General features: G+C 38.2%; 15 protein-coding genes. 2 read left to right on the top strand and 13 right to left on the bottom strand.

Features of this window, described 5'->3' with window-relative positions:
- Positions 1-490: 490 nt before the first annotated feature.
- The 11 genes from ACH0B5_RS14075 to ACH0B5_RS14025 all read right to left on the bottom strand — a co-directional run bounded on the left by ACH0B5_RS14075 (position 491) and on the right by ACH0B5_RS14025 (position 8,500).
- Positions 491-643 (bottom strand): hypothetical protein, encoded by a 153-nt coding sequence (locus tag ACH0B5_RS14075; protein WP_158599677.1) that lies wholly within the window; start codon positions 641-643, stop codon positions 491-493.
- 63 nt (positions 644-706) lie between these two features.
- A complete protein-coding gene (locus ACH0B5_RS14070) occupies positions 707-1,396 on the bottom strand; it encodes a Dph6-related ATP pyrophosphatase (protein WP_406927997.1) in 690 nt (229 codons plus the stop codon).
- A gap of 249 nt (positions 1,397-1,645) precedes the next feature.
- The gene (locus ACH0B5_RS14065; RefSeq protein ID WP_122971625.1) at positions 1,646-2,113 is read right to left on the bottom strand and encodes a FixH family protein; all 468 of its coding nucleotides are present in this window, start codon (positions 2,111-2,113) and stop codon (positions 1,646-1,648) included.
- Positions 2,106-3,479 (bottom strand): PepSY-associated TM helix domain-containing protein, encoded by a 1,374-nt coding sequence (locus ACH0B5_RS14060; RefSeq protein WP_341361639.1) that lies wholly within the window; start codon positions 3,477-3,479, stop codon positions 2,106-2,108. The genes ACH0B5_RS14065 and ACH0B5_RS14060 overlap by 8 nt, the downstream gene beginning before the upstream one ends.
- Before the next feature lie 43 nt (positions 3,480-3,522).
- Positions 3,523-4,089, bottom strand: a complete 567-nt coding sequence (locus ACH0B5_RS14055; RefSeq protein WP_406927996.1) for a DeoR family transcriptional regulator — start codon at positions 4,087-4,089, stop codon at positions 3,523-3,525.
- 216 nt (positions 4,090-4,305) lie between these two features.
- Positions 4,306-4,854 (bottom strand): hypothetical protein, encoded by a 549-nt coding sequence (locus ACH0B5_RS14050; RefSeq protein ID WP_341361637.1) that lies wholly within the window; start codon positions 4,852-4,854, stop codon positions 4,306-4,308.
- Positions 4,855-4,982: 128 nt separating this feature from the next.
- Positions 4,983-6,011: an ion channel gene (locus tag ACH0B5_RS14045; protein ID WP_341361636.1), complete on the bottom strand. Its 1,029-nt coding sequence runs from the start codon at positions 6,009-6,011 to the stop codon at positions 4,983-4,985.
- A 5-nt stretch (positions 6,012-6,016) separates the two neighbouring features.
- Positions 6,017-7,252 (bottom strand): glutathionylspermidine synthase family protein, encoded by a 1,236-nt coding sequence (locus ACH0B5_RS14040; protein WP_406927995.1) that lies wholly within the window; start codon positions 7,250-7,252, stop codon positions 6,017-6,019.
- Positions 7,249-7,710, bottom strand: a complete 462-nt coding sequence (locus tag ACH0B5_RS14035; protein ID WP_122973339.1) for an RNA helicase — start codon at positions 7,708-7,710, stop codon at positions 7,249-7,251. The genes ACH0B5_RS14040 and ACH0B5_RS14035 overlap by 4 nt, the downstream gene beginning before the upstream one ends.
- A gap of 18 nt (positions 7,711-7,728) precedes the next feature.
- Positions 7,729-8,127 (bottom strand): DUF350 domain-containing protein, encoded by a 399-nt coding sequence (locus ACH0B5_RS14030; RefSeq protein ID WP_122973340.1) that lies wholly within the window; start codon positions 8,125-8,127, stop codon positions 7,729-7,731.
- A 43-nt stretch (positions 8,128-8,170) separates the two neighbouring features.
- Positions 8,171-8,500, bottom strand: coding sequence for an aminotransferase yhxA (locus tag ACH0B5_RS14025; RefSeq protein ID WP_406928000.1), 330 nt, complete (start codon positions 8,498-8,500; stop codon positions 8,171-8,173).
- A 278-nt stretch (positions 8,501-8,778) separates the two neighbouring features.
- Between ACH0B5_RS14025 and ACH0B5_RS14020 the strand changes: the two genes are divergently transcribed.
- Complete coding sequence (locus ACH0B5_RS14020; protein ID WP_341361633.1) at positions 8,779-9,492, top strand: class I SAM-dependent methyltransferase; 714 nt, start codon at positions 8,779-8,781, stop codon at positions 9,490-9,492.
- A 49-nt stretch (positions 9,493-9,541) separates the two neighbouring features.
- On the opposite strand, the gene ACH0B5_RS14015 is transcribed toward ACH0B5_RS14020, so the two are convergent.
- Entirely contained in the window at positions 9,542-10,123 is a 582-nt protein-coding gene (locus ACH0B5_RS14015; RefSeq protein WP_341361632.1) for a hypothetical protein, read from the bottom strand.
- A gap of 92 nt (positions 10,124-10,215) precedes the next feature.
- A complete protein-coding gene (locus tag ACH0B5_RS14010) occupies positions 10,216-11,163 on the bottom strand; it encodes a helix-turn-helix transcriptional regulator (protein ID WP_341361631.1) in 948 nt (315 codons plus the stop codon).
- A 98-nt stretch (positions 11,164-11,261) separates the two neighbouring features.
- Between ACH0B5_RS14010 and ACH0B5_RS14005 the strand changes: the two genes are divergently transcribed.
- Entirely contained in the window at positions 11,262-11,765 is a 504-nt protein-coding gene (locus ACH0B5_RS14005; protein ID WP_341361630.1) for a DinB family protein, read from the top strand.
- Positions 11,766-11,784 lie beyond the last annotated feature (19 nt).

The following is an 11,784-nucleotide window of genomic DNA, read 5'->3' as shown; positions in this document are numbered from 1 at the left end:
CTAAGAAAATTGGGATTCATTTAGGATAATCGGGGTGCCGTGTAATATCACTTCACCCCAACATTTGACATAGAACCTACTTTTTTTGTGTAAACGCATAGGACAATGTAAGAATCATCACTACTAGAACAGCCACATCAATCGTAACCGACAATGCATCTATACTCATAAATCTATCCACCTCCTAATCGAACCCTTTCGGAGATGATGTAGATTAGGTTTTCGTCATTGTCATAACAGCACCTCCTCTCCTAAAAGAGTAGAGGATAAACAAGTGCTGACCGCCCACAAAACCCTATTAAATTACTTACCTTAGTATACGAATGTTTCTATTCCTATACTTAGTCATAAATCTGATTATTCTTCAGAAAAATATTTTCCATAGAGTTATCTTACTATTTTTGTGAATTTACAATGATAATAAAAATAGATGGCTTCCTTTTAAATAGGAAAACCATCGAAAAAATTTATTCGTTAATAATTAATCGACTTACCATATATTCGAAATAAGACGAGCCACCATTCTTGGTAAAAACAATATGACATTCCAAATGATTTCTAAAATCATTTCAAAAATCATTTCGATTAATGTATCACTATAAACTCGCTTTTTCTTAGTTTTTTTTCTTTTATTAATTTTCATCCTTAATCCCCCAACACTTCAATAGTTACGTCTAACCACCAAAGGCCTAGAACTTTTATTTCGTTACTGTTCTAGCTCCAAAGGTAAAAAAGCATAATCTCCGTCCTTTATAACGTCACATTTACGGACTGGAATCGGATGTTTAAAAATGGGGCCATCTATTACTGTAGTATGGAACTCGCCCCCTTCTCCGCAAGGGTCAATACCACGAGCTTCAAGCTCCTTCACATATTCATGCGTAAATGTTCGCCCTAAATCGTCCTCTCGCATGCCAAGAGATAAATTAACCGTTACAACAACCGATACAAATCCCAAATCTATGAATTCTTCGACAACTGCACGATGGTCCATTTCCCATAAGGGCATTCCAAGCTTTAATCCAACATCGTTCGTAACCTTTTCATGCCAACAGCCATGTTCAGGTATATCAATGTCTCCCGTTACTAACAGTTCTGCTCCTTGTTTTTTCGCCTTTTCTAAAAGACCGATAAATACCTTTTCATAATCTGTCCAACTTGCAGCTGCTGCATAGATAGGCAAACCGATAGAACTTGCTTGTGCACGGATGATTTCCGGAGGCATTCCATGGGATCTAGACCGTTTCCCTTCTTCCTCCATCATAACAATAAGTCCAACTGCTTCTCCCGCTTTCATTGCTTTAAACAGAGCTAACGTACTATCCTTCCCTCCGCTAAAAGAAGCGATAAACCGATGCCCGTGAACATTATTTTTCCAATCCTTTAATTCTACCACTTACATCACACCCCTATATTCACATGAAGTTTTTATGTGCCAATCTTATATTTCATTTTTCTATTTTCACGCTGCATAGTTAAATTTTATCACGATTCACCCTAAGCGGTCGGAAAAACTTGGAAATAAAGGAAAATGTGACGTAATATCCTTCACAACGAACGAGGCATTCTTATACGTTCACCTTATCATTTGAAAAAATAAGTAAAAGAGACAACTTTCTATTTGTGAAAGTTGTCTCTTCTTCTATTAATGATGATGTTCATGTCCTTCGATTTGGCTTTGTTGCCCTTTTTGCAAGAAGTCCAGCTCACTTTCAGAAAGTTCACCTACGACAAATTGTTTTTGTGGAACGATAATCGATCCATTATTGCCAGCATGTACTTTCACAAAATAGAGCCCTTCACTATCAAAATCTTTACTAATTCCATAAACACCGTTTCCTAAATCATAAGCTTCTTCCATATAGTACGTGACCGTTCCATCTTGTTTCCATATTTCAAAATGAACAAAGTCTGCCCCTTCTACTCTTTCCCCATTTTGCGTCAGAATGACTTTGATTGTTTCTTTTTCATTGGCTGAAAATGTGTTAGGAATGATAATTTCTGATTGAAGGGGTGATTCTTCTTTATACAGCTTTGCAACGTCCGGTTTCAGGGAACATCCACTAAGCACAACAATGAAAAGAAACATCCATATCATTTTTTTCTTATGCATTGAAAAACATCCTAACTTTTGGAATTCTTTTAATAATGAGCCAATCTACTAGGAAAACAACAATGAGAGACAAACCAACTAAAGGAAACAGTATGCCGAGCCCAATCATCAATAGAAGGAAGAGTTTCATTTTCTTCATACTAATGGCTTTTGGAGCACCTAAACTATGTTTCGGTTTTCGTTTCCACCAAAGGTAAAATCCACTTACGACAACGAAAATAATCCCTAAACAAATTGCGAGACTAATAAGTTGATTGATCAAACCAAATTGAGTTCCTTTATGTAATGTGATTCCCCACGCAATGATTTTCCCCATTACACCGTAGTTATCGTAACGATAATCAGCAAGCACCGCACCGGAATATTGGTCGATATGAATCGTTGCTTCATCCTGTGCCTTTGGAGGAAAGGCGGATAATGTGAATACCCCTTCCTTGCCATTTGGGAAAATGACCGTATAACTTGGATGCATCCCTACTCGATTTGCGACATCTACTACATCGTCAATGGAAATCGGTACATACCCTTCCACTTCAGACTTCGGTACTTCTAAATTTTCAGCTGCCCACGGGACATCTGCAATTTCCTTTGTTTTCACATTGGAAGTTGGGGCATTACCAATCCAAACAGATGGTGGATATCCTTCTCCTGTATTCGTAACGATTGTTTGAAATTGACTACCCCATAATCCGGACCAAGGTAATCCGGTCATAATGAGAAATAACATCCCTGCCGTAATCCAAAAGGCAGGCACCGCATGCATGTCTCTTCTGAAAATCTTTTTCCCTTTCGTCAACCTTGGAAACAGTACTCCAGACAAGTCCTTTTTCTTCCTAGGAAACCATAAAAAAAGACCCGTCACAATGAGTACAATCGCCCAGCAAGCTGCCAATTCTACGATTCGATCTCCGATTGTCCCTGCCATTAATTCCCCGTGAAATTCTTCAATTCGATCCATAATTCGATCATCATTATTTAACTCTCCAAGGGACTTCCCCGTATACGGATCTATAAAAACCGTTAACGACTCATCGTTGGAAATGATGCCCACTTCACTTGAACGGTCTTCGCTTTCTCCAGGACGATATTGAGTTACGACGGCATCCGGGTGCAGTCTTTTCACTTCTTCTATTTGCGCAGAAGCGGATATTTTCTCCCCTTGTGGGTTCACCTCGTAGTAATCTTTATAAATGACTTGTTCAATTTGTGGCTTAAATAAATAAATCGAACCGGTAACGGCGAGAATGATTAAAAAAGGCGCAAAAATAATCCCGGCATAAAAATGCCACCGCCATACCGTTTTATATAGGGCCGCTTTCATTGATTTTTCATTCTTTTCTGCTACATTGTTCGTTGCTTCATCCATACCTAGCCCTCCTTACTTTTTGTGCTATCTTTGGATTTGTCCTTTAACAGCACCCATTTTTCGGGTGCATTTCATCTACTATTGCTTGAATGGCTTCATCAAAGTTATAAATCGTCCCACCAAACCCTTTTCGGAATTGTTTTGCTTGTTTCTTTGATTCAAAAACAATGACCTGTGGTTGGCAACAATTCAGTTGGATATCCGCATTCAAAAGATAAGTAGCCGTCTTTGCGCTGATCGTCGTATCCTTTAAAAAGTCCCGACAAATCATTTGGGAGACGTCCTGCTCGATATCTTTATATCGCAATAAAGCACAATGGGGACAACAAGCTTGCTCAATTTGTTGGTTTTTTTTGATTAATTGCACGGACATTCTTGAATTCGGTTCTTTCAAACAATACACACATCGATTTAATAAATTGGGAGTTTGTGCAACAAGGGTAATCCCTTTGGATGTTTTAGAAACCTTGTGTTCATCGATTAAAGGTTTAATATCCCGGTAAACCGTCATTTCTGAAACTCCTAATCTTTCACTAATTTCAGAAACTCGCAATGTTCCTTCTTGTTCTAACCATGTTAAAATTTGTTGTTGTCTTTTGATAGGTAACATTTATCTCCAACACCTACTTTTATTGTAATATCAATATCTTCATCACCATTATAGAGTGAATTTAATGGGATATGTGATGATTTTTGTGAATTAATGTTGAACTTTAACAAATCTACAATAAAATATCCTTTTTCACACACCTTAAAACATAAAAAAACCTAACAACAAACGCGTTACGCATTGTCATTAGATTTTTAATCAAGATGTAAAAATTCTTTATCCGAACACGGTTATTGTCTCTAAAAGATCATCGATAAAATAAGATAAGACCACATTAATAACTGCTAAAATAATGATTGAAATGGCAACGGAATGATTTTTTAAAAAGTCCGCACTCATAAACTTTATTTTTGAAAACTTCATTTGTAGAAGACCACCATGTATGTCTAATAACACTTCCAGATAGACAAAGAAAAACGGAAGGATGATTAACCACATATTTTGTGCCATAGGCGAAAATTGAACCATCAGTACAACCCATATCATAAATAATAATTTAAGCAATGACCTGATAATAACGGTCATAAACTTCAAATTCAAACAACCTAAAGCGATAAATAAACCAACTGCTATCATATTAATTTGAATAATCGATTCCAAAACCCCACTATAAGTTGTTCCTTCAATAGCTTTAACCCATAAAAACAGCGATGATAGATAAATTACGATACTGACAATTAAAGATAAAAATACTATTGGAAGACTTAGTAAATGTTTACGGTTCTCTACTTTCTCCCTTTTAATCCTTTCAGCTCTCGATAACATTTTAACCTCCTCATATATCAATAGAAATGCACTTTAGAAGATTATGTATTGAAAATAGTTTGCCTAAATAAATTAAAGCCCCACCAATAATGAGGCTTTCCTATATTATATACCAATATATGACACTATTACCCTACTATCTTTTTGTAAGTTCCCTCATCACAGATGATAAATAATTTCGCACCCTTTGGAATTTCCTCATGATGGCGGCGGGCAATGTCTAAGGAGCTCCCTTCTGAAATTAAAATGGCACCCATATCAAACAATTCAATAGATGCATCCCGATATGTTTTCCATTCAGGTTTGGCGTTAATTTCATAAAGATTCTCCCCGTCGGTATTGCTTAAAATTTGCTTAAATAACTTACTCGAACCGTGATGAAGGGCTGCTTGTGCCATCAGTCGGGAAACTGAATCGTTGGACAGGATGAATTCATCCACATTGGCATGTTCGAATAAGGCAATATGTTTATCTTTCTTTACTTCTACAATTGTATAAATATTTTTATCATACTTTTTCGCGATATGTTCCACCCTGGAAGCGGTAAGTAACGTTTTTCCATCGGCATATTCGGCAAAATTTTGTTGATCATCGGAAAAGATGGCGACGGATTTTGCTTCCAGAATATTGGCCTTCACGAGAACTTCTTCTTCAGCCGGATTGCCACTTATAAAATGAACTTTGTCGTATTCAATCGGGCAGCGCTCAGCATGATCAATAATGACCACATCCCCTTTATAGCCACCGCTTACAATTTCTTCTACGACATTTTCTAGTTTCTCTTTTGACGACCCAATCAAAATATAATGATTCTTTCCTGAATAGCTCAATCGCCCCTCCTCCTTCATTCTTCGATATGTGCTAAAGCTTTCAAACACTTTTCCGATAATAATCCCCATTCCACCGATACCAACTGTATAAAGGAGAATCATCGTAAACAGTCTTCCAAAGTCACTCTCCGGAAAATAATCGCCATAACCTACCGTTACAAGGGTCGTCATCGTCCACCACAAAGCATCAATGAATCGCGGGAACGTTTCCGGCTCAACAAGTCTCATCGTAATACTACTAATTAAAATGAGAGCGACCGTTAAAAGGGCAGCTTGTAGGAGGGAAATCTTTGATATTTTTGAGAAAATTTTATGTAAAATCCACATACTCCTTACCCTCCTCCCTTTAAAAGTCCAACAGGCAAGTAATAGGAAAGATTATTCGTAATCGTTCCCCCTACTCTATAACCTATTGCAGATGATTTTCCATTTAATAAAAAGCTTCCAAGTAGAAGCTGACCTTGTTGGACACCCTTTTCACTTTGAAATGTTACCGTTGGGTGTTCGATAAATTGCTGATAGACCGGTAAAAATTCCGAATAAGATTTTTGGGCATCTTGATGTACAAGTTGACCATCCCCATTAAAAATTTCTACCGTGTCACCTTCCCTTCCAAAGGACGGCTTTTTCACGAAGGGAACTCCCTTTTCTAACAGTGGATCCGGCTCTAAATAAGTTGGAAGAAAGTATTCTTCTATCCACTCGTGTTCTTCATCTGTATAGAAAGGATGGTACTCTTCATGCAACCCCCAAATAATTGCTTGAACTACTTTATTTTGTAGTAAAAAGGCAGAAGGAGGATTAATGATCATCAGTTTCCCTTCCTCCACCAGCTCCAATAACCATCTACCAATTGGGTTTCCTTCATCATCTTCGTCTGTTATTAAACTTTCAATCGGGAAAGTTTGGCGGTAAAGAACATCGATTTTCATCCCTTCTTCATCAAAGAGACCAACTCCCCTTTGAATTTGTAGCTGATGAAGAGGTGTAAATTTAGACGGTACCCCCCTTTGAAGAAACAGTACCGTTTCTCTATCCTCAATGTTATCCTCATGGGCTGTAAACACGATGTGAGGTGATGGATGGGCAATACTTTCATTAATACTATGTCGAACCGCTTTTCTTAAAAGAACTTCCATTCCTTCATTCGGATTCGCCACGTCAAATTCATTACAAACGAGCCCATTAATCGAAAATAACTCTTTAATGAATGTCGGTGTATCCGCATTAATTTCGATACATTTATAACTGTCTCCAAAGGGAATTAAATCCAGCCGAGAAATGACACTCTCAGCTGGAATCGTTTTTAATCTTAAAAAGGAGATCGTTTCCTTTGGGAAGCCCATTTCGAGTAATGTTTCATCGGGCACATTTCGAAGCAAGGAAGCACTTTTAAAAAAGATCGTCCCAATCCGTTCGCTAATTTGGCGGATACGGGTTACTTCTTCTTCCTTTAAAAGCTTTATATCATATAGGGCATATTCCTCTCCGTACAGGTCAGCCCAAAATCCATCTATATTTCGGTAAAATTGTTGGCGTTTTGTATGATAATCATTTGACTCCCTCACTCTACTCCCTCTCCTACATCCTTGACGTATATGACATAAACTCCCCGGTCCTCGTCAATTTCCGTAGAGGTTACAAGCTTTTGTCCGATGCCAGGTACATCGACTACATCCTTTACAAGGTAGCGAAGGACATCGAAGTGGGAAGGACAAGGAATGCGGGATAATAACGGGAAATTGTTCCGTTCATCAGGGCTGCGAAACTCGATATGAACGCCCATGCCACGAAAACTTCTTTCGTCTTCTCCTGGGTAGTTTCTACCGATTTCTTTAATGACTAAAATCTCTTCTTCCCCAAGCATTTCATTGGAAGTGAGTTCGTATTGGGTTCCTCTTAAGATGAAGTACGTACATAACTGCCTCGCGTAAAATTCATCGATTCCAACATTGGCTGTCGTATATTCATAGAATGGCTCATAATGGCCATTTCCTTTATCGAGATAGTAAGTTAATGCTTTCATTGTCCTTCCCCACCCTAACTAGTAAGATAAACAGTTGGCAATAATCCAACCAACGGCTAACGATAAAGATAATAACATCGTTCCTACTGCTCGATTATCCTCTTCAATTGCTTGATGGATACTAAAACGAATCGTTATTACTTCCGCTAAAATAAAGACGATAATTTGAGCGACAATTCCGATTGCTCCCCAAAGCAACATATCAAGCAAAGAAACCGAATATTGTGCTGCCGCGCCTAAAACGATCGCTAAACCAAAAATTTTCCCTCCAAGGGACATCGCCGCCGTCACATTTTTTTCAGCAATTAAACGAAATTCTTTTAACTTCGGTGTACTGATCGTAAATAAAACAACTCCTACGATCAGTAGCAGTAAGGAAACTCCTACATACGATGCAAAATTAAGATATAAATTCATTGTGTACCTCCCTTTTTATCTTCCCTTTTCATAAAGTGGGTTCTTAACCCCCGAAACTTTTCGATCCACTGCCAAAGCCTGAGCTCTTCTTCACAGAGGAACTACTTTTTGAGCTTTTAAAGCTTGAACTTTTTAACAGGGAGTTTTTATCTTTGTAATAAGTACCGCCGTAGTAATAATGACCATAATAGCTAGAATGTCTGTCATCACATTCCCATACACCATCGTCGTTATCCCATTCCCAATCATTACAGTATTGATCATCAGGAGGAGATCCTTCAGCTGTATTTGAACCACATCCAGCTAATCCAAGCGTCAGTGCAGTGGAAGTAATACCTACCATAACCTTTCTCGTTTTCCCCAATCTCTTCACCTCTTTCCTTTTACATTTACGAGCAATTTTGTAAAAAGATTCAACTTCCTTCTCAAGGGTCGTCATACAATACGATTTTCTCTTCTGTTTTATGCGTAACAACCTAATTGACCTTTACTATTGTAGTTCTTACAGACTTGGAAGGAAATAGGGAATAAATCGGATTTACTACTTTTAAATTCCAAGGATATATTGAGCATGATTATACTCTTTTGCAGGAACGATTGAATGCGCCCATCATAAACTACAACTAAAGATGAAGGAAGTAGGTCGTTTAGATGAAAAGTTCCAAGTATTTAAATTTTCTTTCCCAATTTGGAGTCGGAGGAGCCCATCCTGGCGGGCTTAGTTTAACAATGGACGTTTTAAGGAAGGAGCAGATTAATGAATCATCCTATGTTTTAGATGTGGGCTGTGGTACGGGGCAAACGGCTGCTTACTTAGCCTCTCGATTCGGCGCAAAAGTAACCGGTATTGACATCCATCCATTGATGGTGGAAAAGGCGAAAAAAAGAATGGAAAAGGAACAGTTATCTGTAGAAATTCACCAAAGTTCCATCGAAAATGTCCCATTACAGGCTGAGCAATTTGACTTTATACTTTCAGAATCAGTGCTATCCTTTGTTAATGCGTCAACCGCCCTTAAAGAGATTCACCGTTTATTAAAGACTGATGGGCGTTTCATTTTAATAGAACTGATGATCAATCGCCTCCTCGATGAAACGGAAAAAGATGATCTTATACAATTTTACGGTTTTCAAACCCTATTAACGGAAAAGAATTGGATTGATTTGTTGGAGCAAACCGGTTTTCATTCTATCCACATTCATCCCCAGCCACCCCAACAACAAGACAATGCCGTTTTAGAAGATTATCATTTCTCCGAGTCGATTGAACCTGAAACGTTTGACATAATGGAGCAGCATTTCGAAAAAGTTTTAAAATATCAAGAGATTTTAGATTATCGTATCTTCACTTGTACGAAGGGATAAACGCAAAAAGCACATCAACAATGATTGATGTGCTAAAGATGTATGGATGCTATCTAGGTCCTCTAAAGGCATTTAGAAAGGCTCCTAATTGCCTTACCATATCAACCCCGTTCCGAATCGTTCCGACATGGCCGTAGATTTTATTAATATTATCAGGCAGTCTTGTTAAAAAACTCGGTCGGGGTTGTTGGTTTGCGTTAAATGGCGGTTGCGGCCTCCCTGAATTTCGGTTAAAGGCACCCGGCTGCGGTCTTCTTGGCGCTTGATTAAACAGTTGTTGCCCTCCCCTCCCTTGATTAGGAAACGGTTGCCCTCCTCCTTGAAAAGGATTAAAAAACGGAGGCTCTCCTTCATAAGGGTTGAAGTATGGTTGTTCCTCCAAATTTTGATATGGATCGAAGTACGCTTCCTCTCCTCTTCCTTGAAACGGATTAAAGAACGCTTGCTCTTCCTGATACGGATAGAAGGGCTGTTCTCCTCCTTCATATGGGTTGAAGTAAGGCGTCTCATGTCTACCTTGATTGGACTCATAGGATTGCTGTTGCCCTCTAGCTGGATTGGAAGGTCCAAAACCAGGTCTATACATCATTGGCCGTTGTCTTCGTCTAGGATTGGGCGGATAAAATGGCATCAATTCACCCCCTATCAGGGTTAAACTTCAAAATTAGTATATGGTGAATCTTTACTAATACCTAGACTTTTGGAGACACTTCATCAAAAAACTTAGGAACGATAAAGTTTTAAAATTTCATGTAACTTTTCTTTCATACATTCAATTAATTCTATGGGACCATTTATCAATGCTTCTTTCCCAAAATCGATAAAATAATTTGCAAAAAAGGACAAATCTTCTTCGGAAATCTCACCTATTAAATACCCTGAACCATCATCTCTAACATGTAAGAAAACTCCCGGATAGCTCGCCTTTTTAAATTTTTCGATACCTTTGTCCGTCAACTCCACATGCAATGGATATGTGACTTTATTTTTATCGATTAAATTAAAACGATTCTTCAAATGAATATCCGTTAAATTAATAGGTGGCGTTTGTTCATCCTCTTTCACCTGTTTAATCCGATCACACCTGAAAACACGATAGTTATTTCGTAAAAAGCAATAAGCCGGGCAGTACCATTTTCCATCTTTCGCGTATATACCAATCGGTTGAATACTTCGATTACTGCTTTTTTCATTCGTTTCATAGTCGATGTTGATGACTTTCTGTTCGATGGCAGCCTCCAATAGTTGTTTTAAAAACGGCACCTCATCTTGCTGGGTAATAGCGTAAAAATCAACCCGGTCTTTCATTTGGTCAATTTTATCCCGTACATCTCCAGAAAGAGTTAAATAAAATTTCTTTTTGATCGATTCATACTCCGTATCAAAAGGAAAGGAAATGTAATGTCTTAATGCATGAATGGCATAAAAAATGGAAATCGCTTCGTTTTCACTAAAGGCAATCGGAGGAAGAATTCTTTCATTTAGTACTTGATAACCTCCGTGAGGACCAGGGTCAGAATATAAAGGGACTCCCATTTCACTTAACTCTTGCATATCTCGTAAAATCGTTCTTTTAGATACGCCAAATTCTTGCGCCAACTCCCCTACCGTAAACCTTTTCTTTCGATTCACCATCATAATAAGCTCATTTAACCTTTTCGCTTTAGACATGGATACCTCCAAATAATAAACAGTGACATTCGTTGTCACTATTGTAGTTTATAATCGCCAATAGATACAGAAAATATATGATATTGGAGGAATGAAACATGTATAGTACCGTTGCAGATTTCATAAAGGAATGGAATAAGGAAGCGATATTAACGGAAAAAGTGTTGGAAGGATTAACGGATACATCATTAAATCAAAAAGTGTATGCGGAAGGTCGTACTTTAGGAAGGATTGCATGGCATTTAACGACGACAATACCGGAATACTTATCCGATTTCGGATTGAAAATCGATGAAGTAGAAAATAAAGAACAGCTCCCGACATCCGCAAGTGTTATGGTTAAAACCTTTCAAAAAACTAGTGCTGTTGCAGCGAAAGTAATTGAGGAACAATGGACAGACGAAGATTTGAAGAAACGACAAATTGCCTTTGGCAGAGAAGAATCCAATGCCCAAATTTTAATGGGACTAATCAAACATATCATCCATCATCGCGGACAAATAACTGTCCTCATGCGTCAAGCAGGCATAAAACCGTTCGGCGTGTACGGCCCACCAAAGGAAGATTGGGTTCAATTCGGTGTAGAAAATCCACCTCTTTAAAACAAAAACTACGCTCCTT

Origin of the sequence: Ureibacillus sp. 179-F W5.1 NHS, assembly GCF_045369345.1 — a bacterium.
Lineage (GTDB): Bacteria > Bacillota > Bacilli > Bacillales_A > Planococcaceae > Ureibacillus > Ureibacillus halotolerans.
This window is presented reverse-complemented; position numbering and strand designations above follow the sequence as displayed.

Bases quoted from the DNA above. Each gene is read 5' to 3' on its own strand.
- ACH0B5_RS14035 (WP_122973339.1), bottom strand. From the start codon at position 7,710: ATGAAAGCATTAACTTACTATCTCGATAAAGGAAATGGCCATTATGAG.
- ACH0B5_RS14060 (WP_341361639.1), bottom strand. From the start codon at position 3,479: ATGGATGAAGCAACGAACAATGTAGCAGAAAAGAATGAAAAATCAATG.
- ACH0B5_RS14020 (WP_341361633.1), top strand. From the start codon at position 8,779: ATGAAAAGTTCCAAGTATTTAAATTTTCTTTCCCAATTTGGAGTCGGA.
- ACH0B5_RS14055 (WP_406927996.1), bottom strand. From the start codon at position 4,089: ATGTTACCTATCAAAAGACAACAACAAATTTTAACATGGTTAGAACAA.
- ACH0B5_RS14075 (WP_158599677.1), bottom strand. From the start codon at position 643: ATGAAAATTAATAAAAGAAAAAAAACTAAGAAAAAGCGAGTTTATAGT.
- ACH0B5_RS14050 (WP_341361637.1), bottom strand. From the start codon at position 4,854: ATGTTATCGAGAGCTGAAAGGATTAAAAGGGAGAAAGTAGAGAACCGT.
- ACH0B5_RS14030 (WP_122973340.1), bottom strand. From the start codon at position 8,127: ATGAATTTATATCTTAATTTTGCATCGTATGTAGGAGTTTCCTTACTG.
- ACH0B5_RS14065 (WP_122971625.1), bottom strand. From the start codon at position 2,113: ATGCATAAGAAAAAAATGATATGGATGTTTCTTTTCATTGTTGTGCTT.
- ACH0B5_RS14045 (WP_341361636.1), bottom strand. From the start codon at position 6,011: ATGTGGATTTTACATAAAATTTTCTCAAAAATATCAAAGATTTCCCTC.
- ACH0B5_RS14015 (WP_341361632.1), bottom strand. From the start codon at position 10,123: ATGCCATTTTATCCGCCCAATCCTAGACGAAGACAACGGCCAATGATG.
- ACH0B5_RS14010 (WP_341361631.1), bottom strand. From the start codon at position 11,163: ATGTCTAAAGCGAAAAGGTTAAATGAGCTTATTATGATGGTGAATCGA.
- ACH0B5_RS14005 (WP_341361630.1), top strand. From the start codon at position 11,262: ATGTATAGTACCGTTGCAGATTTCATAAAGGAATGGAATAAGGAAGCG.